At 69.1% G+C, this 22,291-nt stretch carries 24 protein-coding genes and 1 pseudogene; 14 read left to right on the forward strand and 11 right to left on the reverse strand.

Annotated elements, in window-relative coordinates:
- The first annotated feature begins 396 nt into the window (after positions 1-396).
- Positions 397-1,251, forward strand: a complete 855-nt coding sequence (locus E7Z53_RS06870) for a DUF2382 domain-containing protein (protein WP_176337460.1) — start codon at positions 397-399, stop codon at positions 1,249-1,251.
- A 155-nt stretch (positions 1,252-1,406) separates the two neighbouring features.
- Here E7Z53_RS06870 and E7Z53_RS06875 read toward each other — a convergent pair whose 3' ends face one another.
- On the reverse strand, positions 1,407-2,081 hold the full coding sequence (locus E7Z53_RS06875) for a hypothetical protein (RefSeq protein ID WP_217905554.1): 675 nt from the start codon (positions 2,079-2,081) through the stop codon (positions 1,407-1,409).
- A gap of 241 nt (positions 2,082-2,322) precedes the next feature.
- On the opposite strand from E7Z53_RS06875, the pseudogene E7Z53_RS20975 reads away from it, so the two are divergent.
- The 8 genes and pseudogenes from E7Z53_RS20975 to E7Z53_RS06910 form a co-directional block, all read left to right on the forward strand.
- A pseudogene (locus E7Z53_RS20975) lies at positions 2,323-2,873 on the forward strand (transposase); the annotation flags it as partial.
- A 366-nt stretch (positions 2,874-3,239) separates the two neighbouring features.
- Complete coding sequence (locus tag E7Z53_RS06885; protein ID WP_047801998.1) at positions 3,240-3,596, forward strand: hypothetical protein; 357 nt, start codon at positions 3,240-3,242, stop codon at positions 3,594-3,596.
- Entirely contained in the window at positions 3,593-3,895 is a 303-nt protein-coding gene (locus tag E7Z53_RS06890; protein ID WP_047801997.1) for a hypothetical protein, read from the forward strand. Before E7Z53_RS06885 ends, E7Z53_RS06890 begins: the two co-directional genes overlap by 4 nt.
- A gap of 302 nt (positions 3,896-4,197) precedes the next feature.
- Positions 4,198-4,554 carry a hypothetical protein gene (locus E7Z53_RS06895; protein ID WP_147017941.1) on the forward strand — a complete coding sequence of 119 codons (357 nt, stop codon included), beginning with the start codon at positions 4,198-4,200 and terminating at the stop codon, positions 4,552-4,554.
- 53 nt (positions 4,555-4,607) lie between these two features.
- Entirely contained in the window at positions 4,608-5,039 is a 432-nt protein-coding gene (locus tag E7Z53_RS06900) for a general stress protein (protein ID WP_062737277.1), read from the forward strand.
- A gap of 135 nt (positions 5,040-5,174) precedes the next feature.
- The gene (locus E7Z53_RS20230) at positions 5,175-5,762 is read left to right on the forward strand and encodes a hypothetical protein (RefSeq protein WP_255219477.1); all 588 of its coding nucleotides are present in this window, start codon (positions 5,175-5,177) and stop codon (positions 5,760-5,762) included.
- A gap of 5 nt (positions 5,763-5,767) precedes the next feature.
- A complete protein-coding gene (locus E7Z53_RS20235; RefSeq protein WP_255219478.1) occupies positions 5,768-6,187 on the forward strand; it encodes a hypothetical protein in 420 nt (139 codons plus the stop codon).
- Positions 6,188-6,513: 326 nt separating this feature from the next.
- Positions 6,514-7,296: a hypothetical protein gene (locus E7Z53_RS06910; protein ID WP_176337463.1), complete on the forward strand. Its 783-nt coding sequence runs from the start codon at positions 6,514-6,516 to the stop codon at positions 7,294-7,296.
- 92 nt (positions 7,297-7,388) lie between these two features.
- On the opposite strand, the gene E7Z53_RS06915 is transcribed toward E7Z53_RS06910, so the two are convergent.
- The 3 genes from E7Z53_RS06915 to E7Z53_RS06925 all read right to left on the reverse strand — a co-directional run bounded on the left by E7Z53_RS06915 (position 7,389) and on the right by E7Z53_RS06925 (position 9,291).
- Entirely contained in the window at positions 7,389-7,634 is a 246-nt protein-coding gene (locus tag E7Z53_RS06915; RefSeq protein ID WP_047801992.1) for a hypothetical protein, read from the reverse strand.
- Positions 7,635-7,972: 338 nt separating this feature from the next.
- On the reverse strand, positions 7,973-8,656 hold the full coding sequence (locus E7Z53_RS06920) for a PepSY domain-containing protein (RefSeq protein WP_047801991.1): 684 nt from the start codon (positions 8,654-8,656) through the stop codon (positions 7,973-7,975).
- A 50-nt stretch (positions 8,657-8,706) separates the two neighbouring features.
- Complete coding sequence (locus tag E7Z53_RS06925) at positions 8,707-9,291, reverse strand: recombinase family protein (protein WP_160310771.1); 585 nt, start codon at positions 9,289-9,291, stop codon at positions 8,707-8,709.
- 779 nt (positions 9,292-10,070) lie between these two features.
- On the opposite strand from E7Z53_RS06925, the gene E7Z53_RS06930 reads away from it, so the two are divergent.
- The gene (locus E7Z53_RS06930; RefSeq protein WP_176337464.1) at positions 10,071-10,490 is read left to right on the forward strand and encodes a hypothetical protein; all 420 of its coding nucleotides are present in this window, start codon (positions 10,071-10,073) and stop codon (positions 10,488-10,490) included.
- 49 nt (positions 10,491-10,539) lie between these two features.
- Here E7Z53_RS06930 and E7Z53_RS06935 read toward each other — a convergent pair whose 3' ends face one another.
- On the reverse strand, positions 10,540-11,172 hold the full coding sequence (locus E7Z53_RS06935; protein ID WP_047801989.1) for a recombinase family protein: 633 nt from the start codon (positions 11,170-11,172) through the stop codon (positions 10,540-10,542).
- Between the two features lie 475 nt (positions 11,173-11,647).
- Here E7Z53_RS06935 and E7Z53_RS06940 point away from each other — a divergent pair, with 475 nt between their 5' ends.
- Positions 11,648-12,073, forward strand: coding sequence for a hypothetical protein (locus tag E7Z53_RS06940; RefSeq protein ID WP_035929032.1), 426 nt, complete (start codon positions 11,648-11,650; stop codon positions 12,071-12,073).
- 496 nt (positions 12,074-12,569) lie between these two features.
- Here the strand turns inward: E7Z53_RS06940 and E7Z53_RS06945 are convergent, their stop codons facing one another.
- Both E7Z53_RS06945 and E7Z53_RS06950 read right to left on the reverse strand, forming a co-directional pair.
- Complete coding sequence (locus E7Z53_RS06945) at positions 12,570-13,208, reverse strand: NAD(P)-dependent oxidoreductase (protein ID WP_035929034.1); 639 nt, start codon at positions 13,206-13,208, stop codon at positions 12,570-12,572.
- Positions 13,205-13,570, reverse strand: a complete 366-nt coding sequence (locus tag E7Z53_RS06950) for a hypothetical protein (RefSeq protein ID WP_176337465.1) — start codon at positions 13,568-13,570, stop codon at positions 13,205-13,207. The genes E7Z53_RS06945 and E7Z53_RS06950 overlap by 4 nt, the downstream gene beginning before the upstream one ends.
- Before the next feature lie 296 nt (positions 13,571-13,866).
- On the opposite strand from E7Z53_RS06950, the gene E7Z53_RS06955 reads away from it, so the two are divergent.
- Together E7Z53_RS06955 and E7Z53_RS06960 are read left to right on the forward strand one after the other, a co-directional pair.
- Positions 13,867-14,598 (forward strand): GAF and ANTAR domain-containing protein, encoded by a 732-nt coding sequence (locus E7Z53_RS06955; RefSeq protein WP_035929044.1) that lies wholly within the window; start codon positions 13,867-13,869, stop codon positions 14,596-14,598.
- 14 nt (positions 14,599-14,612) lie between these two features.
- Complete coding sequence (locus E7Z53_RS06960; protein ID WP_176337466.1) at positions 14,613-14,942, forward strand: hypothetical protein; 330 nt, start codon at positions 14,613-14,615, stop codon at positions 14,940-14,942.
- Positions 14,943-14,967: 25 nt separating this feature from the next.
- On the opposite strand, the gene E7Z53_RS06965 is transcribed toward E7Z53_RS06960, so the two are convergent.
- Together E7Z53_RS06965 and E7Z53_RS06970 are read right to left on the reverse strand one after the other, a co-directional pair.
- Complete coding sequence (locus E7Z53_RS06965) at positions 14,968-15,699, reverse strand: GAF and ANTAR domain-containing protein (protein ID WP_176337467.1); 732 nt, start codon at positions 15,697-15,699, stop codon at positions 14,968-14,970.
- Between the two features lie 346 nt (positions 15,700-16,045).
- A complete protein-coding gene (locus E7Z53_RS06970) occupies positions 16,046-17,182 on the reverse strand; it encodes a lycopene cyclase family protein (protein ID WP_176337468.1) in 1,137 nt (378 codons plus the stop codon).
- 202 nt (positions 17,183-17,384) lie between these two features.
- Here E7Z53_RS06970 and E7Z53_RS06975 point away from each other — a divergent pair, with 202 nt between their 5' ends.
- On the forward strand, positions 17,385-19,472 hold the full coding sequence (locus E7Z53_RS06975) for a M3 family metallopeptidase (RefSeq protein WP_109222902.1): 2,088 nt from the start codon (positions 17,385-17,387) through the stop codon (positions 19,470-19,472).
- Positions 19,473-19,521: 49 nt separating this feature from the next.
- Here the strand turns inward: E7Z53_RS06975 and E7Z53_RS06980 are convergent, their stop codons facing one another.
- The gene (locus E7Z53_RS06980; RefSeq protein WP_035929051.1) at positions 19,522-20,100 is read right to left on the reverse strand and encodes an HIT family protein; all 579 of its coding nucleotides are present in this window, start codon (positions 20,098-20,100) and stop codon (positions 19,522-19,524) included.
- Positions 20,097-22,214 (reverse strand): threonine--tRNA ligase, encoded by a 2,118-nt coding sequence (gene thrS, locus E7Z53_RS06985; RefSeq protein WP_052133061.1) that lies wholly within the window; start codon positions 22,212-22,214, stop codon positions 20,097-20,099. Before thrS ends, E7Z53_RS06980 begins: the two co-directional genes overlap by 4 nt.
- Between the last annotated feature and the right edge of the window lie 77 nt (positions 22,215-22,291).

Genomic DNA, 22,291 nt, shown 5'->3' on the forward strand with positions numbered 1-22,291 from the left:
CTTCATACTTACGCTGGCCGCAGTGGTCGGCGTACGGGGTGATCGCACGGTTGGGTACGACGGTGCCGGCACCCCGGGAGCCTGCCGTTACTCCGCGGTGAGGTTGTCGCCTCCGCGCCGCCAGCCATGACGGCGCGGAGGCGTTCCCCGTGGGTATCGACCTTGTGAGACGACCTCAACGACACCACCCCGTCTCGGCCGCGGCGGCGAGAGACCGCATGGTCATCCCGAGCCACACAGAGCTTCAACTTTTAGTGAGACCATTGATCAGCAGGCTGATTATCAGTAGGGTGAGAGGCAGCAGCCGAATGCATCACCCCGCCCACCGGCGGATACCGTCTGCGCCGGGCTTCCGCCCGTGAGTTCGTGCCACGCGAATTACCCAAAGGAGATTTCATGGCCACCTACGACGTCAATGCCCTTCTCTCCGCCACCGCCTACGGGTCGGACGGCGGCAAGATCGGCAAGGTCGAGCAGGTCTTCCTGGACGACAACACCGAAGAGGTCACCTTCGTGACCGTCAACACCGGTCTCTTCGGCACCAAGGAGAGCTTCGTCCCCGCCGACGGCGCCCGACAGGACGGCGACCGCCTCATCCTTCCCTACACCAAGGACGTCGTCAAGGACGCCCCGAACGTGGACGCGGACCAGCACCTCTCCCCGGCCGAGGAGGAGGAGATCTACCGCTACTACAAGATGAACTACTCCGGCAACGGTGGCCGCGACGACCGACACGCCACGGAGATTGATCACAACGCCACTCCGGCGGCCGGAACCGCCGGTTACGCCCGCAATGACCAGTACGCCGATGACACCGCGGACCGTCACGACACCGCCGCTCGCGCTGATCTCGACGACAACGAGGTCATCCGTCACGAGGAGCGCCTGCGCGTGGGTAAGGAGCGTCAGGAGACCGGCCGCGCCCGTCTGCGCAAGTACGTCGTGACCGAGCACGAGACCGTCGATGTCCCCGTCCAGCGCGAGGAGGTTCGGGTCGAGCGCATTCCCCTCGACGGCACCGAGGTCACCGGCGGCACCATCGGCGAGGACACCGTGGAGGTCACCCTCCACGAGGAGCGCGCCGTGGTGGCCAAGGAGACCGTGGGCGTCGAGAAGATCGAGCTCGAGAAGGACACCGTCCGCGACACCGAGCGCGTCAACGCCGAGGTCCGCAAGGAACAGGTCGAGATCGAGACCGACGCCGAGCGCGGCACCGGCCTGACCGACAAGGATCGCCGCGACCGCATCTGATCGCACCCGATCGACTCCGGGGCCCCCGTCACCGTTGCGGTGACGGGGGCCCCGTCGTCGTACCGGGTACACCGAGCAGCGGCACCTCGATCGGAGCCCTGTCCGGCAGAACCTGGTCGGCCGCACAGACGCCGTCTGACCTTGACCGCGGGTGCTCAGGACGTGCTCTGCGGACGGTCGTTCAGCAGCCCGGGAACGGCTGTGGAGGTCCGCAACCACCCGGCCAAGTCACGATCAATGATGCCGGCAAGCTTGAGACAGGCCTGATGGGCGTCCTGCGCCTCGAGCCTGATGCGCTGACCAGGCAGTGGGAAACCGTTGACGAACGGCTCGTGGTGAGCCGCCCGGTTACGGGCAGCATGGACCACGGTGACTGTCTCCAACGTCCACGAGCGGGTGAACTGGGCTCCCTCGGCCCGGGCCATGAGCCGGCCCCCGGGAAAGGCCCGGTGCAGGCAGTGCACCCACAACGCTTCGTGGTCGGCGCGGAACCGCTGCGGGGCCCGGCCCACATACCCGCCGGGCTCGAGGAGGCCCTTCCAGAAACCGAGCATCAGCCGGGCCACCAGATGGCCCGGTGTTTGACTCCCCGATGGCAGGGCCCCCCACGCCTGGGCAAGGCTCTGCCGCGTCGGCCCGTCAAAGCCCACGTCGACCTCGAACCATCGGGGGCCGTAGGCGGCCGTGAGCTGATCGTTGAGCGCGTTGCGCAAAGCGACTTCTACGATGGCGACATCAGCCAACAGGGCCGCAGCAACATCACGATCCCAGATATAGAGCTGCGTGGCGAGACCGACTTCATGGCCGGCGGCGTGCAGATAGCTGCCCATCCGCAACGGAGTGATCGCCCGTTGCAGAGCACGTTGATGCGCCCCGTTGCTCCACCCCGGTGCTGCCATAGATGTCCGGTCCTGCCTTCGCTACACTAGATCGCGTAGTCCCCGGATCCGCCTCTCTGGACATGAGCCATGATGCGGCCGGGGTATTTTTCTGCCCTCACCCTACTGGCCCCGTGACCGCACCGAGAGCGGGGTAGAGACAGGCCGGTGGCGATCGAGCCGGGCATCGTGAAGAAGCGGCAGCGTGGCAGACATGGTGCTCTCGCTGTCCACCCACGGGCTCGCACACGGTGACACCAGTGCGCGCCTGGCCGAGGTCTAGGGTACGGAGGTGTCGAAGACGACGATCTCCACGATCACGAACATGGTCCTCAGGTGCATGACCGAGTGACAGAACCGCGCCCTGGACCCGGCGCTCCTCGTGGATTGCATCCACCTCAAGGTGCGCGACAGACAAGTCGCGAACCGGCCGATCTTTATCGCCCTGGCCGCGACCGTGGACGGCAACCGCGACATCCTGGAGCTGTGGGGCGGCGCCGGCGGAAAGGGCGCAAAGTACTGGCTTGCAGGTCCTGACCGAAATCAAGAGCCGCGGGGTCGAGGACGTGCTCATGCTCGCCTGCGACGGCCTCAAGGGTCTGCCCGATTCCGTGGCCAGCGTGTGGCCGACCACGATCGCGCGAACATGCGCGATCCACCTGGTGGTGGCGAGTTTCCGCTACCCCCGCACGGCAGGACTGGGACGCGATCTCTCAGGCCGCGACCGTGGACGAGACCACAGAGGGGACTGCAAGAAGAACGGTGGGGCGGGCCGGATCCAAAGAAGACGTCTGTGTCAGTGTCTACGGCTGAGATGACAGGCACGATGATCCCTCCGGTCACAGGATCACGCACCAAAGATTTCGTCCTTCCGCGCAACACCGAAGCCCACCGCCACCTCAACTTGGGCGAGATGGCCCTCCAACAGGTGGCCAGGGTGCCAGGGCCGGACCAGCATCCACGTCGAGGCCTGGACCCCGGATATCTGAAGGCACCGGTGGGGTCGGTGCGATAGGAAGTGTGCTGGCGTTCTCGGTGGTGCCTGACATATCCTGGTCTCCGGTCAAGCAGCGGGCCACGACCCCTTTTCGCGTATCGAAAGCTGCTGCCATGGACCACAAGATTTCTGTGACCGTCCACGTCGATCTCGACGGACGCAACGTCCGGATCGTTGTCACCGGATGTCTCACCGAGTTCAGTCAGCGGGCCCTGCACCCGCTGATCCGCCGGGCCCGCACCCTGACCCCCACCGTTGAGGTCACGGTCGATCTCACCCGAGTACGCCATCTGGAGCCCCTCGGTCTGGACCTGCTGCGCCAGGCCGTGGATCAGGACGGGGCCGGGGGAACACGGTCACCGGTGCACTTGGTAGTGGCCCAGCCCAGCCGTTCCCGACCGGTGCCCCCGCTGGGCGCACGCCCCGCCGCGCGCCCGGGCACCGGTGCTGGTGGGAGGATCGCGGCATGAGCATGTCCACCCACGTGCTCATCGACGACCCGGCTGCCGCAGTTCCTCTGAGTCCGTCGACGCCTCCGGGTCGGCCCCGTACCTGTCTGGGACCGGATGAGCCTTTCCCCGGTGTACTGGCCGAGCTGCCGCTGACCCAGGTGCAGGTGTTGCACAGCCGGATTTGCTGCCAACTCGATGAGGACTACCGCACCGATCCCTCCGGGCCGCACCCGGTGACCCTGGATCGACACCACGAGCTGGTCGAAGAGCTGGCGATCCGCACGCGTGTGGCAGCCGAGCACGGGGCGCACCGGTGAACCGGTGCGGTGTCCGAACCAGTCCCCTGCAACCAAGCCGGATCATCCGGGGTGCTCAGGGGGTCCTCGCCGGCCGCACCGGGGGGCACCTGGGGCAATCGAGACTGGCCCCGACCGTGTCCTGTGCGCCCACGGTCCCGGCGACCACCGTGCGGGCCCCGCAGCGTGGGTGTCCTGCCCGGCTCTCTCCCCCGCGAACTGGGCAGGAAGAACCACGGGCCGGGACGCTCTTGACACCCCCGGTTCCCGAGCCCGGCACGGTGGCGAGGGTGGTCGCCCAGTCGGTAGCCGCCACCCCGGGGGTGCTGCAGCTGATCCCCACCGTGCTCACCAGGGTCCTGGCCATGATGTGCGCCTGGACGGAAGCGGTCCACCGGATACGGCACCGCCGACCCGGGGGCATCGGGGCGTGCACCGGGGTGTGCGTGCACGTTCGAGGGGCACAAGTGCAGGTGGCGGTGGATCTGTCTTTGGATCCGGCTACTGTCCCGACAGATCAGAAGCTGCAGGCGGCGGTGGCCATCACGGCCGCGGTGGAGTGCTGCGTCCAGGAGACCCTCACCGGGCTGGGGTGCAGTTCCGCCGGTGTGGATATCACCGTCCACGCTCTGCACCAGTCCACCCGCCGGCAACGAAACCTTCGATCGAACCGGAAGTGAGGCCCGTGTCCCATCCCGCCGCCGTCCCACCGGCTACTGCCACCCACTTTCGGGTGCTGCGCACCGTGCCCAACTACACCGAAGCACAACAGGTCGTCGACGCTCTCTCCGACGCCCGGTTTCCCGTCGAGCATGTGCGGGTGGTCGGCACCGGCCTGCGCCTGGTCGAACAGATCACCGGGCGGATGACCTACGGCCGGGCCGCTGTGCTCGGAGCCGGAACCGGGGCGTGGCTGGGACTGTTCCTCGGACTGTTGCTGGGCATCCTCACTCTCATCGGCTGGTGGCCGGTGCTGATGTGGACCCTCGTGCTGGGGGTGATCTGGGGACTGGTCCTAGGACTGGTCGCTCACGCCGCCACCGGTGGGCGGCGTGACTTCTCCAGTGTGCAGGGCCTGGAGGCGGATGCTTATGACGTGCTTGTCGACGCCGACCACTTCGACGCGGCGACCACCACGCTCAACAGCAAGGGCCCGAACCCGTGAGCTGCACAACAAGGAAGGTACCCGCTGTCATCACCACCCGGTGCACCCGGCCAACCGCCTGTGCCTGCTGATCCGTCCTCGACCGCCGCAGACCCCGTCGATGACCCCACCCCTCCGGAGCTGGCCTTGGGAATCGTGATCTCTCCGCAGGTGGCGGGGCTGGTGGGCCCCGAGGTCGCTGCCACGGTCTCGAGCTTGTTGCGGGACCGCCACCCGAACGTGCTGTGGCAGGTGGTAGTGATCGAAGACCGGCTGGTGGTCCCGCCGGCGGATGCCCTCGATCTGTTGGAAAGCGCCCGCGACCGGATGCTGGAGGAGAACTGGGACCTCTCCGTGGTGCTCACCGATCTGCCGCTGCGGCACGGGCGTCGACCGGTACTCACCCAGGTGAGTCCGCTGCACGGTGTGGGGCTCGTCGACGTCCCCGCCCTGGGGGCGGTGCACGTACGACAACGGTCGCGGGAGGCCGTGGTGGCCGTGGCAGGACAGCTACTGGGTTACCACCCCACACACGCCGACGCCGCGCAGAGCTTCACCACCCGGGCCCGGCAGATGGCCAACGACCTCGACGACCGCGCCGAGGACCACCTCGTGCCCTTCACCGCCCGGGTGATTACCGGCAACCTGCGATTGTTGTTGGGCATGGTCCGCACCAACAGGCCCTGGACACTGGTGGTCCGGTTGTCCCGGCACTGGTCGGGGCCGCAGCCACAGGGGTGCTGACCCTGGTGGCCTCCGATGTGTGGCTGCTCGCCTCAGCCTACGGGCCGATACGACTGGCCCTACTGGCGGCGTTGGCGGTCGGAGCCGTCAGCGCCACCCTGATCCTGGGCGCCGGGCTGTGGGAACGGCCACGGCGACCCGGCGAACGGGAGCAGGTGGTCCTGTTCAACCTGGCCACCGCCACCACCGTGGCCATCGGCGTGGTCGTGTTCTATCTCGCCCTCTTCGCCGTGTCCTGGCTCGGTGCGCTGCTGCTGGTCGAGGCCGGGGCGCTGAGCGAGGTCCTGGCCCGGCCGGTCGGGGCGGGAGACTACGCCAAACTCAGCTGGCTCACGGCCACACTGGCCACCGTAGGCGGGGCCCTAGGCGCGGGACTGGAAGACGACGACGCGGTACGCTCCGCCGCTTACACCCACTCCGACTGAGTCACCTCCCGCAGAACGCCTCGTGGCCCGCCTGAGACGTCATCGCCCCCAGCCACCACCTTGTAACCCATTCCCGGGCCTTTGTCCATCATCGCGGTGCGGGTTGCACTCACGGTCCGAGTCAGGAAGACTAATCAGTGTACTTACTATTGGATTGGTTCCGGCCCTGCACCCCGTCGCATCTCGCCAGAGCCGACCAGCGCTTCGTCGCGATGACACAAGGGTTGTCCTAACAGGGCCGCGACAGGCCCCGCAGAGCGCACACCATGTGCTCAGGCCACGAAAAACTCCAACCGGTAGCACCATCTGTCCAACGAGGAGCCATCATGTCCAGTACCCCCGCCAACTCCGCCTCCACGTCAGGTTCCTTCCCAACCGGCACCGGGGACACGGCCAGCCACACCTACCAGGCCCCCAAGCCGTCCTGGAAGGACACCGCCCTGGGCGATGACCGGGAGGGTAATCCCCGCAACATCTCCTGGGGGGCGGTGATCGCCGGGGTCGTCACCTTCTTGGCCTTGACCCTGTTGCTGTCGCTGATCACCGCCGCCCTGGGGTTGGGCATGGCGGATCTGACCTCGGCCAACCCTGGGGAGGGGGTGGGCATCGCCACCGGCCTGTGGTCCATCGTGACCCTGGTGTTGGCCCTGGCCGCCGGTGGTTACGTCGCCGGCGCCCTGGCCGGTCGGGCCGGGCTGATCCACGGGTTCCTCACCTGGGCCACCGCCCTGCTGGCCGCCGTGGTTCTCGCCGGCCTGCTCGTGGGCAACATCCTGGGCGCGGCCGGGAACCTGCTGGGCTCGGCCACCTCCACCGTCACCGACGCTGCAGCGCAGAACCCGGGCCAGGCCGCCTCGCTGGCCCCGGAGGTGGACCCCGCCGAGGCTGAGCAGGCCGCCGAGAACGCTCAGCAGGAGGCGGGTCAGGCCGTGGAAGAGGCCGCCCCGGAGGCCGAGCAGGCCGCTGACACCGCCGCCGCCGGTTCCCTGTGGACCTTCGCCGGGCTGCTGCTCGGGGCGATCATCGCCTCGATCACGGGCCTGCTCGGCTCCCGGTCCGTGACCCGGGACCACACCAAAGACCCCGAGGTGCGCGCCTCCCGCAGCTGATCGACTGCAGCAGGTGAGCGCTCCGGCGGTCACTTCATGAGCAAGCCCCGCCCGAGAAGTTCCTCGGGCGGGGCTTGTTCGCGGTGTGACGGTCAGGATCCGTAGTTCTCGAAGATCAAGTCATCGGTGTTCTTGTCCAGCTGCATGGCGCTGCTGTGCTGGATCAGTCGCGCCACCGTGGACGCCTCACTGTCGGGCACCACGAGCAGGTACTCCTCCACTCCCTCATCCAGGGTCAGCTCGAAGGTGTACGCACCAGGCTGGCCCTCCCCGGCGTTGCTGCGGATCACATCGACGCTGGTGACCCGACGGATGTTCTTGCCCTGTCCTGCCGGCATGTGCTTCTCCTTCTCATGACGCCACGATCGTGGCGAACTCGGATAGCTGTCGCTGCGGGGGCGACTCGCCCCGCCGGTTGACTTTGACAACCCCGCGCAGGGCAACAGGTCATCCACGACCGCTCCACTGCGCAGCACTGTGAACGCTACCCAATGGACAGCAAGCTGACTAGAGCCGCTGAAGGCTGCGTTTCCCACCTGCATCCGGGGGCCCCTGTCCCCGCCCACCTGTGGGCCGGAGTAAAAATGGGCCTCGGCCAGAGCCTGTCGAACCTGCACCGGGGCTCTCACCGAACCGCCCCCAAGAACCAGTTTCCCCCGGGGTCGGTCCGGTGGGCTCAGCGATCGACCTTGAGCACGGAGCCGTTGTCGACGTTGACGTACACATCCACCGAGGTGCCCTGATCATCGTCGATGTCGACCTCCCACACGGTGGTGCCGTCCTCGGTGTCCAGCTGGGCGCTGTCCAGGGTGCCCTCCACCTCCTCCAAGGCGGTGCGCACGGCATCCTCCAAGGGCACCTGGACCTGGGCGAGGTTCTCCCGATCCTGCTGGTCCAGCTCGTCATCACTCTCCTGCGCGGTGACCTCCTGACCGTCGGCGGAGACCTCCACCTCCTGCTCACGGTCCTCCACGGCCAACTTCACCTCCCACCCGTCACCGGCGTCCTTACGATCGATCTCGAAGACCTGCCCACCAGCCACGGATTCCTCCGCGGCCACGATCGCCCCGGCCACCGCACCGGCCTCCGCCCCGACCCCGGCCGCCCCGGAAGCCGAGGGGGACGCCGAGGCGCTTTCGGTCTGGGTCGCCGTGTCCGAGGGGGATGCCGAGGCGCTCTCCTGCGCAGTGGCGCTCTCGCTCGTGGTGGCGGTGGACTCGGCGGTGGCTGCGTTCGTGGCGGCCCCGTCGGCGGTCTCCTCACCACCGCCCTGGCCTCCGCCGTCGGCGCAACCGGCCAGCAAGAGAGCGGAGAGCGCCAGGGCGCTCAGGGACAGAATGTTTTTATCAGTGTGCTTCATAACTGCTTATTGTGATGGGGTCGGCCTACCGGCGCAAGAAGATCACCGGCTCAGAACACCCGACCGCACACATCCATCACGAAGGCCCGCATCACCGGACCTCCCGGGCACCGAGGACGGCATGGCCGGCGGCAGCAGCCGCCTCGGCGTTCCCGATCTCGACCTCGTCGGCGGGCAGCCCCCGGCCCGGTGCAGCCGGTGGATGGCGCGGACCTGCTCGGGGCCGTCGAGGACTTGCGCCCCAGCTGCACCACGCAGGCCCGGGCGGGCTTCGGCCCGTCCTGGACACGCCCCACGATCAGCGCCCGTTGGTACTCGACCATCACCGCGAATACATTGAGCTGAAAGCGTCCGGCCCCGAAGGGGTCGACGGTATCGCTGAGACTACGCAGGATGACTCCGAGACGAATCAGTTCGTCAATGGCGGTGACCATGTGCACCAAGGACCGGCCCAGCCGGCCCAAAAGGTAGTGCACGAAGGCTCCCTCCTCCCGGGCCTCGGCCATGAGCGCGGCCTGGCCCAGGCCCTCGGCTTGGGCGCCGCTGACCTTGTGGGCGAAGACCAGCTTCGCCGGCACTCCGGTCTCGGTGAGTGCGCGCAGTTGCACATCAAGGTTCCAGGAGGTGGCGGGCACCCAGGCGTGGCAGCCGCCCGACGAGGCGGGCCGGACCCGCTCACTGCTCAACCAGCCCCCGCAGCGGCGCGCCCGAAGCCCCGCAGCCGCGCCTGGGGGCATCGCACTTCCACGGTTACGCGAGTTCCGCCACCGGCGGCACACCGGATGACCCGTCACGAAGCGAAGCAAAGCTCCTACCCATAGCAAGTTTGCTGTCTAATGCCTACCCTGATAAGGCGCTGTTCCGATGCACAGCGCCGCGGAATGGCCCCAGGGGGATGCCACTGCTGCCGCCCCCGACGGGCCCCGCACGCCAAGTGATCACACCTTGGCACGGACGCGCCTTCCGCCACTCCGTCCCGCGGGCGGAAGGCGCGTCCCCCACACGATGGGTTCCCGACCCCGACCACGTCCACCGCTGCCAGCACTGGCTCGACGAGACCGACCATCAACGCCTGAAAACCGCTTGACGCCAATAGGAGCATCCGTTTATCGGACAGTCCCCAAGAGCGACAGGGCCCAAAAAGGGACGATGAGCGCTGCCCGTCGCGAGGGTGGAAGCGGAGCGGAGCGGGGCGGGCTATCAGCAGGCGGGACGGCCAACACGAGCCCCAGGGACGTCCCGCATCCCTTCGCCTGGACGAGGTCGGGGGTCACATTGGCCGGCACGCTTCTGCTGGCGCTTCGGTCTCTTCTACTGTGGGGCATCACCCTCGGGCTGTGTCTTCGTCCGCTGTGGGGCCCTGCCCCCGGCCGCCTTCGCGACGTGATCCTTCTCCAGCGACCAGGAAGTCGACGTGGACACCATCACCTGCGGGGCTCTCGCCGTTGAGCTGCACCCCCACTCCCCCACCCACTGGGTGGCCACCTTCTACCCCCTGGTGGACACTGCCGCCGGATGCTGGGCCGATGTCACCACGGCGCTGCACCAGTGTGTGATGCCCCTCGCCCACCACCCCTTGTCCTCAGCGAGATGGCTGGAGCTGGGCAGCCCGGACCCAAGACACGCCAGCTACGACGACTACCCGGCCTGGGGCGCGGCCCTGGCCACCGGCTACACCACCGCCTGTCTCGCCCGCTCCATGCAGATCACCAGAGCCGCCGGGGGCGCGTTGACCCCTGAAGAGGCCAGGGGGCTGCGGGCGGCCACGGTCGTGGTGCCGGCCGGGCAGCTGTCGGAGTGGCTGCTCGAGGACCTGCAGGACCTCGAGCTCTGATCACGACGCCGCAGCGGAGACTCCAGGTGTCTCCGCTGCGGCGTCGTGATCAGTCCGTCTCCCCGGACTCGGCCCCGGCAGCAGTGACCGGTCCGGCCGTCACCGACACGGGAGGCCGCGGCGGCAGATGCCGGTACAGAGTGGTGCGGGTGATCCCGGTCTTCGCCACGATCTCAGCGATCGTGTGCCCGGTATCGCGCAAGTGCGCGGCATAGGCCAGCTTGTCCGCATCCACCACCGAGGGCCGCCCGATCCGTCTCCCCTTTGCCGTGGCCACCGCCCTCGCGTGGGCGGCACGCTCCAGGGTGTAGGTGCGTTCCATCTGCCCGAAGAGTGCCAGCAGCACCACCGCTAGCTGCGCCATCGGATCATTTGGGTTGGTGGAGTCGACCTTGATCGGGTCCGCCAGGTTGCGCACCCCCACCCCCCGCTCGGCCAGATCATGGATCAGGTTCAAAGTGTCGCGCACCGTGCGCCCCAACCGGTCCAGGGTGTGCACCACGATCACATCCCCTTCCCGGGCGTAAGCCAGCGCTGCGGTCAGCCCAGGGCGGTCGGTGGTGGCCCCGGACTTCTTATCCACATAGATCCGCTCCGGCACGATCCCCACCGCACGAAGAGCATCGATCTGCCGATCGAGGTCCTGCTTGGCCGTCGAGACCCGCGCGTAACCCAATTCCATGACAACAGCGTACCGAAAGTCGCTTTCGAACTGCCCCCAAGGGACGTCTTTGTGGAACCAACTTTTGAAACACGACTCGCCGAGTCGACGCACACCTCGAGCCCCTCAGGTCGAACCGTCCCACTACCAAGGAAGTGGAACGTCCCCGCGAGAGCGATCAACACGTCGATCACCTCGAGCTCGGCCGGTCCGACGACTCCGATCGGGAAGCGAGACCTCGATACCGCCATTTAGCTCCGTCAGAACACCGCCACTTTTCGTTGCGGTTCACAATCATGCGGCCGCAAATTTTTTGGACGAGACGTCTCGCATCCCATGGCTTGAGAAACGAGTCGCTGTCATCTTGTTCAGTTTGCTTCCTGAGTGATCAGCTCAGTGGTTACTCTGGAATATCGCCGACGGGGTTCCCTCCCGACCCGGCGTCACGGTCCAGCCCCGGCCGTCTCGATCCTTGACCTGTGAACAGGAAAAAGGCATGACATCCTCTGTCTCCGGGGCTCTGGCAGTCGAACTGCGCCCCCATTCCCCCGCCCACTGGATCGCCACCTACTACCCCATGGTGGAGACTCCCGCCGGCCGCTGGGCCGACGTCACCTGGATCCTGCATCAATGTCGGATACCCCCTCCCGCTTCTGTTGCACTGCCTCGGGCGCAATGGCTGGAGCTGCGCAGCCCCGATCCGGGTCACCACGGTTACGCCAACCACCCTGCGTGGAGGGCGGCCCTGGCGAGCGGCTACGCGGCAGCGCTGGCCGTCTACATCGCCGAGGCCGATGACGTTCCCGCACCGACTCAGCAGGCCCAGCGGCCTCGAGCCGGTACGGTCGTCGTCCCGGCCGGACAGGTCTCGGAGTGGGTGCTCGAGGACCTCGACGAGGAGACCATGCAGATTCCCAGGTGACCCTGCCGTTGGCCACCCGTCATCACCGCCGCTTTCCTGCACCGGCCCTGCACTGGTCGACAGGTTTGGGTGTGCGCTGTGGAATCGGTGCCACCACAACCCCGTGATGAGCAAATCTGCGAGGCAGGTCTGTAGATGTTGAGCTCGTGGGCGGCGCGGTCGAGGACATTGCGCTGGAGGCGAGACAGGTGCAGGGCCTCGTACAGGTAGGCCTGTATCTCCACCTCCCCGGCGTCGCGCCCGAGGTCGTAGTGGTGCCGGCTTGAAGCAGGGGACGGTGGTTCCACCGCCGTCCCGGACGCAGGGCCCGGAGCGTTCCGAGCCACGCGCTGCCCCCTGTCAGGTCCGTGGTGCTGCGGCCGGCTCACCACCCTCCCCTGGCGGGAAGGAGAGGAGGCGTCCGGTCGTGGTGCTCGCCACACGAGGCAGGCGCTCGGAACGACCCGGCCGCCGCCTGCGGTTCAGCACCACCACGAATCCCGTGGGGTGCTGGGGTTCAATTGCTGATGGCCGGGGCGGCGCAGATGTATGTGGTCTCCAGCGCCTGGGCGGCCAGGAACCGGGCGGTGTCGGCGCGGGTGATCGAGGGCCCCACCACGTCCCGGTGGGTCATCCCGACGTGGCGGACCCCGCGTACCGGTCCGTCCGTCAGCGGCGCGTGGCGCACGAGCGTCCAGCTCAGTGCGGAGGAGGCGATGGCATGGAAGTCGGCGGCCGCCTCCCGGCACAGCTGGGGGCACCACCCCTGCCAGAGCAGCCGGGCGGTCCGCCGCCAGGTGTCCGGGTAGCGGGTGTGGTCGACCAGGGTCGCCGGCTGCAGACCGATGTACCGGGTGCGCCCGTGGCCAGCCATGCTGTCCACGATGGCGCGGGTCGCGTCCACGGTGAGGTTCGGCCGCCGCCGGCTGCGTGCGGCACACAGCACGTCGATCACCACCTCGTTGTCCGCCACAGCCGCGTCGATCACGGCCGCGTCCAACGGGTCCCCGACGCGCAGGTGCACCCGGTCGGCCCACTCCGCCGGTGCCTGGGCCGGATCAGTGAGCACGGCGCTGACCCGGTGTCCCCGGAAGACGAGGTCCGTGACGGTCTCACGGCCGACGTCCGTGTCCGCCCCGAACACCACGACCTTCACCGAGCCTCCCACCCGGCACGTGCCGCCCGACCGGTCCCGCTGAGCAGAACGCCACCGGCCCGCGGCCGCTGGTCGGTGGTTGCATCTGGTTCCAGCAGCACGAGATCCACCCGCCCCCCGGGACGATCGCGGCACTGCTGGTCGATGCCGGCGCGCAACAGCGCCACGGCCGCCGGTTCTGGGGGACCGCCCGCGGTGAGGTCGACGAGGACCTCCGCGGCGGGGGTGAGGGTGCGAGCCCGCTCGATGACCGGGTGCAGGGCCTGTTGGTTGGCGGCGCTCAGGCACCCGGTGACGATCAGGCGCAGGCGCCGGCCGTCGAGGTCCACGCGCACCAGCACAGAGAGTTTGGGGTCGGACACAGCAGATCTTTCACGGCGGTCCCCCGGGAAGAGGAAGGGTGGGGCCGGCTGTTCGACCACGTCACAGCCTAGACCATTCCCGACGCGACAGCCGGGGAATGGATCTGCTCGGACATCTCCCTGCACCAGTGATCGGGGACGCCGTGCCGGTCCGGGTGTTGCTCCGGCGGATCCTTGCTGGCGTATCGTTGAGGACGAGGGGCGGCCGAGCACTGTTGGTCCCCTGCACGGGGTGACCCCCTGGCTCGCGCGTCCTGCATGGGCCAGGAATTGCCCGACCGACCGGGGAGCCCCCAATGGAACCCACTACCGCTGCTGCAGCGGACGCCACCGATCTGAGCGCGGTCTTCGCCCGGATCCAGGGGATGTTGCTGAGCCAGGAATCAGCTCAGGCCGCTGCCGCCCAGCTCGCCCTGGCGGCCCGGGATCTGATCGACTCCGCGGCCGGGGCCGGGGTCTCGCTGATCGACGAGACCGGACGCCGGACCTCCACCGCGGCCACCGACACCTTGGTGGAGACCGCCGACACAGCCCAGTACGAGCTGGGGCTCGGCCCGTGCTTGAGCGCCTGGGCCACCGAGTCCGTTCAGCGCCTCGAGGACACCGCCGCGGATACTCGGTGGCCGGAGTGGTCCCGCACGGCGGCCGGGGCTGGGATCGCTTCGGTGCTCAGCGCCCCGGTGCTCTACCGGGACAACTGCCTGGGGGCGATGAAGATCTACGCCACCGCCGGGAACGCGTTCAGCGCCCGGGCGGAGCAGCAGCTGGTGCTGCTGGCCTCCGCCGCCGGCACCCTTCTCGGGGCGGCCCAGGGCAGTGACACCCCACAGCGGCTCAGCGCCTCGCTGCAACAGGCCATCACCAACCGCACCGCGGTGGAGACCGCCACCGGGATGCTGATGGAGCGCCACGCCACCGATCACGAGACCGCTCGGCGGATGCTGATCGGCGCTTCTCAGGCCCAGGGCCGGCCGCTGGCGCAGATCGCGCGCCGGGTCGTGGAACGAGCCGCGGACACGACCAGCTGAGGAGTGCGGTGGCGATGGACGACAGTGCTGCAGGCCGCCAGCAGGCCCACCTGGTGCGCCAGGCCCTCGAGGCCGCCGGGATCGAGGTGGGGCAGCTGTGGGTGCACTACTTCAGCATCGGCGGCGACGCCGGGGAGATGGAGGTCGATGCCTTTCTCCACCACTCCCTGACCCTGCCGGTCCTGCAGCGCGATCTGCTGGCACATGCCACCAACGAGCTCCTGGACGAGCAGCGGCCCCAGCGGATCCCGCAGACTTCGGACCTGCTCGACCACGACGACCAGGACGGCATCGGGCAGGACGAGCACAGCACTCGGGACCAGGACAGCGCAGAGGAGTCCTGACGCGCCCCTGCACGAGCAGGTGACCTCAGCGGTCCCGGGACCGCGGTGCAGAACGAGCGGGCCGGCGCGGCAGGGAGAGTTCCCCGGTCTCGACGACCTCGGTGGCGAGCTCGGCCAGCTTCCGGTTGCTGTCCTGACTGGCCACCCGCAGCAGCTCGTGGGCCTGGTCCCGGGTGAGCCTGTGCTGGGCCATCAGCACCCCGATCGCGGTGCCGATCTCCCGGTTGGACCGCAGCGCGGCCTCCAGGTTCTCGGCCCGCTGCCTGGACAGTTCCATGGACACCGCCCACGCGGCGTGCGTGGCCAGCAGCGTGCCCGCCCACCGGGTGTGCGCGTCGAAGGCGTCGGTGACGTCGGAGTAGAGGTTCAGTCCCGCGATCAGGTCCGGATCCGACACCAGGGTCAACCGGTAGGCCAGCGCGCTGCGCACCCCGAGATCCTCCGCGACCCGGGCCCCGTACACCGGCCAGCGGGGGTCGTGGGCCAGATCGGGCGAGCAGTGCACGCTGTCCTCCAGCACGGTGTCCACGCACGGACCGCCCCCCAGCTCGTACTGCAGCGCGTCCGCCGCACACGCCGTCTCCCCGGTGGCGGCCAGGGTCCGGAACCTCCCCTGGCGCAACGTGGTGATGCTCGCCCACCGCGCCCCCGGCAACGCCTCCACCGCGTACCCGATCACCGCCTCCACCAAGGTGTCGGAGGCTGCATTGCGCATCCGCTCTCCCAGGCCCACTACCGCATCGGCGATCTCGGCCAAGCCGGCAGGATCAGCCGACGACGTCGTGCCCGAAGAAGTCATAACTGCCCCCAAAAAACGTCCAGTGGCGACCACGCACCCCCGGACTCTTCACGGCTTACTGCTGAAGCACTCCCCAAGTCTATCCATCCCGGACACCGCCACAGCGTGACTGCCGTCGTCCACGCGCTCAACGGCACATGCCCGGCCGTCGAAACCCGCGCACAGCCCCACCTCCCGTTGCGGGCAGGGTGCTACGACGTCGGGGGCCCGCAGCGATCCCCGTGCCCCGGTGTCGAAACTGTTGCGACCGCGTGCCGACCGTTGGTGTTCCGGTTCGGCCGGACGAGAGGTCCTGATGACGGGCTCAGATCCAGAGACGCGGCTGCAGGAGCATCGTGACCGGCATGGACCCGAGCAACCCCCGTTCCTGTGCGAACGTGGTCCGCTCGTCGAGGAAGTCGAGGACGAGATCAGCATCGCCGGAGGTGAATGCGGCTCTCATGAAGTGCACCGCGTGTTCGGGGTCGTGTTCCCACATCTTGAGCAAGGGCCTGTCGTACCAGCGGAAGCGTGGGGACGGCCGGGGAGCGTCGGGTGACCCGGTGGAGGCCAGCGTGGAGGCGAGGTGCTGGGTCTGACGAAGGATCCGGGTGAAGCCGTAGCCCGTGGTGGCCTTGACGGCCCCGGCGGGACATCCGGTGCGCACATGGCGGCCGCGGGGAGAACGGGGGCGGATGCCCAAGGGGATGGACCCTCGCTCCACGGACAACGACGAGAACTCGTTCACACCCCAGACCTTGCGCAGGTAGTCCGACGTTGCCTGCTCGAACGTGAATTCCGGGGTGGGAGTCCTCCCCGGCATGATCCGGGTGACTTCGACGACGGCTTCTCGGGCTGAGAGCGGCAGGACGCAGTGGAAGTGCACGGGGTGGTGCTCACCGGACCGGAAATCGATGAAGGTGGCAGTCGACGGGTCGAAGGAGTCGTGCGCAGTCCGCACCCGATGAACCTCACCCGACATGAGCAGTGGTGCCGTGATCCCGGTAGGGGGCAAGGTGCTGTCGAAGCAGTGGGATGCCGTGACGAGCCGGCTGTCGGAGAGGGCCACGTCCACCGAGTCGGCATGAGCCCGTACTCGTGAAACCCGTGCGTCGAGACGGCTGATCTGAGGGTTGGCATCGATGACGTCGTCGAGGCATCGGAAAATGTCCCGTGACGAGGTGAGGCACAGGCGGTGGCGCTCGAGCGGCAGCACCCGCTGGGCAGGTCCTGCGTCAACCGCGAGGTTCGTGAACGTGGCTGCGGGCGTCAGGGGCAACGGGAGGGCGCCGTCGTGCCAGTAGATCAGGGAGCGGTGCGGGTATCGATCTCCGGCGTCGTCGATGATGAGGATCCGCGCCCCGGACAGCCCTGGTTCCCGGCTCAGGAAGAAGGCGAGGCTGCGCCCGGCAAGTCCACCGCCGGCAATGACGACGTCGTACTCCCTCGCTGGGTGGGTCATGAGCAAGGCACTCCTTCTCCGGACGCAGGCATCTCTGCGGCCACTCCCGAAACCGTCAGTGACCCTCGGGGCGATGTCCAGTCTGGCCGATCCGTCAGGGGTCGTCGACGTCGTCATCGGCGGCGGCACCCGCGTCCACACCCGTTGCACGGGAGGCTAGTCTTGGTCGCACCAGTCCGCCCACCACGACAGAAGCCGGCCCTTGGACAACCCACTCCTGCGCCCCAGCCCGCTCCCCTACGAGCTGCCCGACTTCGGGCGGATCAAGGAGGAGCACTTCCTGCCGGCCTTCGAGGCTGCGATGGCCCAGGACCTCGAGTGCGTGCGGACGGTCCTGGCCGACCCGGACCCGCCCACCTTCGCCAACACCATCGAGGCCCTCGAGCGCGGGGGTCTGGCCCTGGACCGGGTCGAGTCGGTCTTCTTCACGCTGACCGCCGCGCACAACACGGAGGGCATCCAGCGGATCTACCAGGAGCTCGCCCCGCGGCTGTCGGAGCACAAGGCGGACTTCACGCTCAACAAGGAGCTCTACGCCCGGGTCCGGCGGGTGGACCGCACCGACCTGGAGCCGTGGCAGCTGCGCGCCCTGGACGAGTACGTCTCCTGGTTCGCGAACTCCGGTGCGGAGCTGACCCTGGACGACCAGCGGCGGCTCCGGGAGATCAACGACGAGCTCTCGGAGCTGAGCATCGGCTACGGCAACGACCTGATCCGGGAGGTCAACGCCTCCGCCGTGTTCGTCGACGACCGCGCGGAGCTGGACGGGCTGTCCCCCACGGACGTCGAGGCCGCCGCCTCCGCGGCCGCCGAGAACGGGATGCCGGGCCGGTACCTGCTCACGCCCTCGCTGTTCACCGTGCAGCCCGTGCTGTCGGTGCTCACGGACCGCGCGCTGCGCCGGCGGATCCATCTGGCCGCAGTCAACCGCGGCACCGGCGAGCACGGCGGCGAGGGCTCGCAGAGCCGCACGGACCTGCTGCCCGTGGCCGCCCGGATCGCCCGGCTGCGCGCGGAGCAGGCCGGGCTGCTCGGCTACCGCAGCCACGGCGACCACGTCATGGCCGGGAACACAGCGCCGTCCCAGGAGGCGGTGCACGAGATGCTGGAGCGGATCACCGGCCCCGCCGTGCGCAACGCCCTCGAGGAGCGGGCGGAGCTCGAGCAGCTGGCCGGGCACCCGATCGAGGCGTGGGACTGGCCGTTCTGGGCCGAGCGGCTGCGCCGGGAGCGCTACGCCGTGGACGCCTCCGCGCTGCGGGAGCACTTCGAGCTGGAATCCGTGCTGGAGCACGGGATCTTCCGCACCGCCCGGGAGCTCTACGGGCTGGTCTTCACCGAGCGCCCCGACCTGGACGGCTACCTGCCGCAGGTGCGGGTGTGGGAGGTCACCGACGAGGCGGGCCGCGGCGTGGGGCTGTTCCTGGGCGACTGGTTCACGCGGCCCACCAAGCAGGGCGGCGCCTGGATGGGATCGCTGGTGCACCAGAACCGGCTGACCGGTCAGCGCCCCGTCGTCGTCAACAACGCGAACTTCACCCGGCCGCCCGCGGGCAGGCCCAAGCTGCTGACCCTGGACGAGGTGGTGACGGTCTTCCACGAGTTCGGCCACGCGCTGCACGGGCTGCTCTCCGACGTGCACCTGCCCTCGTTCTCCGGGACGAAGGTGCCGCGGGACTTCGTGGAGTACCCCTCCCAGGTGCACGAGATGTGGGTGCTGCACCCGGAGGTGCTCCGGCACTACGCCCGCCACCACCGCACGGGCGAGCCGATCCCCGAGGAGACCCTCGCGGGCCTGCGGGAGGCGTCCGCGCACGGGCAGGGCTACCGGACCGTCGAGTACCTCGCCTCGACCTACCTGGATCTCGCGTGGCACGGGATCGAGGACCCCGCCGAGCTGCCGGACCCCCGGACCGTGGAGCAGGAGGCGCTCGCCCGCGCCGGGGTGGACGTGGACGGCATCGCCCCGCGCTACCGGACCGGGTACTTCAAGCACATCTTCGCCGGCGGCTACTCCGCGGGCTACTACTCCTACATCTGGTCCGAGATCCTCGACGCCGACACGGCGCAGTGGTTCGCGTCCCGCGGCGGACCGACCCGGGAGAACGGGCGGCGCTTCGCCGAGGAGGTGCTCTCCCGGGGCAACGAGACCGCCCCGATGGAGGCCTTCGAGGCCCTGCTGGGACGCCGCCCGCACCTCGGCGCGCTGCTGGAGCGGCGCGGACTCCAGCCGCGGGAGGAGTTCGTCCACCAGCGGCGCGGTGCTCCCGCCCAGGACGCCCGCGGCTGAGCGCCGCGGCGCCCGGGGGCGGACGCCCCGGGTGTGACGACGACGCGGATCAGGCCGCGGGCCAGGCGTCGGCGATGTCCTGGCGGGTGTCCCCGAGGGTCTGCATGATGGCCTTGGTCCCGGCGAGGACCGGCATGAAGTTGGCGTCCCCGTTCCAGCGTGGCACCACGTGCTGGTGCAGGTGCCCCGAGAGGGAGCCGCCGGCCGCGGCCCCCAGGTTGAGGCCCACGTTGAAGGCGTGCGGGGACGCGACGCCGCGGATCGTGGCGACCGCGGTGCGGGTCAGATCCGTGAGCTCCCGCAGCTCCGCCGGCTCGAGCTCCGTCAGATCGGCCACGTGCCGGTACGGGCAGACCATGAGGTGGCCGGGGTTGTACGGGAACAGGTTGAGGATCACGAAGCAGTGCTCGCCGCGGTGGACGATCAGCGACTCCTCGTCCGCGCGCTGCGGGCCGTTGCAGAAGGGGCACCCGGGGTCCTCCCGCACGGACGGGTCCTCGCCGCGCACGTAGGCGAGCCGGTGCGGGGTCCACAGCCGCTGGAAGCTGTCGGGCACCCCGGGGATCTCGAACTCGTCCTGGCGGATCCAGTGGTGCGGGGGCCCGGCGTCGGGCGCCGTACCGGTCACTGCCCCACCCCGGCCGTCTCCGCGGCGGCGCGGGGGTCCTCGGCGGCGGCGGCCGTCGGCTCCTCGTTGATCCGCCGCTGGACGTGCGCCACGATCCGCTCCACGGCCTCGCCGACCGGGACGCCGTTGTCCTGCGAGCCGTCGCGGAAGCGGAAGGACACGGCGTTCGCCTCCGCGTCCTCCCCGCCCGCGATGAGCACGAACGGGACCTTCTCCTTGGAGGCGGTGCGGATCTTCTTGGGGAACCGGTCCGAGCCCGCGTCGAGCTCCACGCGCACGCCGCGGGCCCGCAGCGTGTCCACCACGCCCTGCAGGTAGTCGTTGAAGGCCTCGGCCACCGGGATCGCCACGACCTGGACGGGGGCCAGCCACGCCGGGAACGCCCCGGCGTAGTGCTCCACGAGCACCCCCATGAACCGCTCCACGGAGCCGAACAGGGCGCGGTGGATCATCACGGGCCGCTGCCGGGTGCCGTCGGCGGCCTGGTACTCCAGGTCGAAGCGCTCCGGCAGGTTGAAGTCGAGCTGGATGGTGGACATCTGCCAGGTCCGCCCGATCGCGTCCTTGGCCTGCACCGAGATCTTGGGGCCGTAGAACGCGGCGCCGCCGGCGTCCGGGACCAGGTCCAGCCCGGACTCGGCCGCGACCTCGGCGAGGGTGTTGGTGGCCTCCTCCCAGAGCTCGTCCGAGCCCACGAACTTCTCGGGGTCCTTGGTGGAGAGCTCGAGGTAGAAGTCGTCCAGCCCGTAGTCCTTGAGCAGGTCCAGCACGAAACCGAGCGTGGTGGTCAGCTCCGCCTTCATCTGCTCCCGGGTGCAGTAGATGTGGGCGTCGTCCTGGGTCATGCCCCGCACCCGGGTCAGGCCGTGCACCACGCCGGACTTCTCGTACCGGTAGACCTGCCCGAACTCGAACAGGCGCAGCGGCAGCTCCCGGTAGGAGCGGCCCCGGGAGCGGAAGATGAGGTTGTGCATCGGGCAGTTCATGGGCTTCAGGTAGTAGTCCTGGCCCTGCTTGGTCAGCTCCCCGGTCTGCGGGTCCCGCTCCTCGTCCACGTGCATCGCGGGGAACATGCCCTCGCGGTACCAGTCGAGGTGGCCGGAGACCTCGTAGAGGTGGCCCTTGGTGATGTGCGGGGTGTAGACGAACTCGTAGCCGGCCTCCGTATGCCGCTCCCGGGAGTAGTCCTCCATGGTCTTGCGGATGATCCCGCCCCGGGGGTGGAACACCGGAAGGCCGGAGCCGAGCTCGTCGGGGAAGGAGAACAGGTCCATCTCCGAGCCGAGCCGGCGGTGGTCGCGCCGCTCCGCCTCGGCGAGGCGGTTCTTGTACGCGGTGAGGTCCTCCTTGGACGGCCACGCGGTGCCGTAGATGCGCTGGAGCTGCTTGTTCTTCTCGGAGCCGCGCCAGTAGGCGGCGGCCGAGCGCATCAGGGCGTAGCCGTTGCCGATCAGCTTGGTGTCCGGCAGGTGCGGGCCGCGGCACAGGTCCTTCCAGACCGTCTCCCCGGTCTTGCGGTCCACGTTGTCGTAGATCGTCAGCTCGCCGGCGGCGACCTCCACGGAGGCGCCCTCCGCGGCGGCGTCCACGTCCGCGCCGGAGCCGGGGCCCTGGGACAGGCCGATGAGCTCGAGCTTGTACGGCTCGTCCGCCATCTCGGCGCGGGCCTCCTCCTCGCTCACCGCACGGCGGCGGAAGGACTGGGTGGAGTTCACGATCCGCTGCATCCGCTTCTCGATGGCCTTGAGGTCCTCGGGCGTGAACGCCTGCTCGACGTCGAAGTCGAAGTAGAAGCCGTCGGTGATGTACGGGCCGATGCCGAGCTTGGCGTCCTCGTGCAGCTGCTGCACGGCCTGGGCCATGACGTGGGCGGCGGAGTGGCGCAGCACCTCGAGGCCCTCGGGCTCGGAGATCAGCACCCGCTCCACGGCGTCCCCGTCGGCCAGCCCGGTGGCGAGGTCCTTGAGCACGCCGTTGACCCGGGCCACCACCACGGAGCGGTCCTCGCGGTACAGGTCCGCGGCGGACGTCCCGGTCCCCACCGTGCGCTGCTCGCCGTCGACGGTGATCGTGAGGGGGGCGGACTCGGGCTGGTGCTCGGGCACGGTGGTCATGGGGAAGGTGCTCCTCGGGTCGGGATCGGCACGCACCGGTACGGGGGGCGCGTGGCAGCGGCACCGGCGGGCGGCGC

Source organism: Kocuria salina (assembly GCF_013368965.1).
Taxonomy (GTDB): domain Bacteria; phylum Actinomycetota; class Actinomycetes; order Actinomycetales; family Micrococcaceae; genus Kocuria; species Kocuria rosea.